Annotated in this window: 2 protein-coding genes; both read right to left on the reverse strand. The window is 65.6% G+C overall.

The window, feature by feature from the left end; all coding sequences use genetic code 11:
- The coding region (locus ELR45_RS23470) for a LacI family DNA-binding transcriptional regulator (protein ID WP_205857127.1) at window positions 1-748 on the reverse strand (748 nt) is incomplete at its 3' end.
- 965 nt (window positions 749-1,713) lie between these two features.
- Window positions 1,714-1,863 (reverse strand): tetratricopeptide repeat protein (locus ELR45_RS42880; protein WP_205857172.1); only part of this gene is annotated, 150 nt, incomplete at its 5' end.

A 1,863-nucleotide genomic window follows, 5' to 3' on the forward strand; every position in this document is an offset into this window, starting at 1 on the left:
AGCGGATCGCGTGCATCGCCCCGAGCGCGATGAGGTCGTTCGCGGCGAAGATCGCGTCCGGTTCGGCCCGCTCCAGCAACCGTTCCGCTGCCTCGCGCCCCGCGGAAACCTGGAAGTCGCCGAACTCCACCAGGTCCTCATCGGACGCGATCCCACAAGCCTGCAGGCCGTCTTGGTACCCGGCATGCCGCGACTTCCCGGGAACTGTGTCCGCGGGGCCGTTGATGAACCCAATCCTGCGGGCGCCCGCCGCGTGCAGGTGCTCCACAGCGACCCGTGCGCCCTGCCTGGAGTCGGTCCGGACGTTGTCGACGCCGGCCTCCTCCGGTAACTGGCCGATGACCACGACAGGCACGTCGGGTGACCGCAGCGCCTCGATGTGCCGTTCGGTCACCCGGATCGGGCAGAGGATCAGGCCGTCGACGTACTTCTGCGCCAGGCTCTCCAGGACTTCGATCTCATCCTGGACGTCGGCGCCCGTCGCATGCAGCAACAGCCGGTAACCGACCTCGCGAAGCCGGGGCTGGATCTCACGCACCATCGCCAGGTATGCCGCGTTCCCGATGTCCTCCATCGCGAACGCGATCTGCCCGGTCTGCTGTGTCTTCAGCGACTGCGCAACCGCGCTGGGCACATACCCCACCTGCTTGACCGCGGCCTTCACCTTGGCCACCATCTCCGGGTTGGACGTGTTGCCGTTCAGCGCACGTGACACCGACGAGATCGACACGCCGGCGGATTTCGCCACCTCGTGGATCGTCGGTCTGGACGACGCGGCCATGGACACCTCCGAACGGCTGGAATCGTTTCCGAGCAACTTCCGACTCCCACGCGGGAAACGTTTCCGGGAGTCACCCCATTGGAATGCGTCGGACACGTAGCTGTCAAGCGAACGTCACCAAGCCGTAATCAGCCACCCACACGGGAACCGGCCTGGCAGCGGGAGCCCTCTTGACACGGCAGAGACACCCGTGCTGAAGTACATCCCACTTCCAGCCGCTGGCTGCTTCATATGGTGGCGGTGGCGGAAACGTTTCCGACCGTCGCTGGCTCACGCTCCTCCCATCCCCCGCAGCAACAGTCGGGAACGCTTCCTGCCAGCGGCGCCGCACCCAGTCCCCGACGATGCCCATTTCCGGGCGCACCGCCGACAATCACGGCAGGTATCGGCGACTCACGCCGTGGAGAGCGACCTATTCCAGACCTGAGAACGACGCCGTCGCGCGATCGGGATATCGACGGCACTGAGCTGTTCTCGCGCCGCCGCCATCGCAATAACGTGACCGTGTTGGTCGGAACGGACCCACCAGGCACGTCCGTTCACGTAGACCTCTTGAATCAGCATCGGAGTCCTCCTCCGCCTGCGCCGGCGTCGACCGACTAATAAAGCGAATGTTCGTTCTTTTTTATCACGATTCAGGCACCTACGCCATCCCTCATCAAGGACGGTATCCGTGACACCGATCACGTCGGGAGGAACGATGAGCCACGCAACGCCATGGACGGGGCACCCGGCCGAAGGGATCCGACCACTGGCCTGAGCGGGCACTGCTCACAGGACCCGGCCGGGTGCCCCGCAATCACCACAGCACCACGGCAACCACAAGAAAGGCTGTAAGCAACCTAAGATTCGTCTGAGAACCGAGCCGGCGTGGCGCGCCTCAACCAGTCGCCCGCCGGCGTCGCGTTTCCCCGCTGAGCCGGCTCAGCAGCTCAGAACAGGGCGCTGGCGAGGGCCGCGCGGGCCTTCACCACACGCGGGTCCGAAGGGCCGATGATCTCGAAGAGCTCGACCAGCCGGGTGCGCACCCGCTCGCGCTCGTCCCCAGCCGAGAGTCGGACCGTCTCGACGAGGCGATGGAA

This window comes from Phytoactinopolyspora endophytica (genome assembly GCF_004138495.1).
GTDB lineage: Bacteria > Actinomycetota > Actinomycetes > Jiangellales > Jiangellaceae > Phytoactinopolyspora > Phytoactinopolyspora endophytica.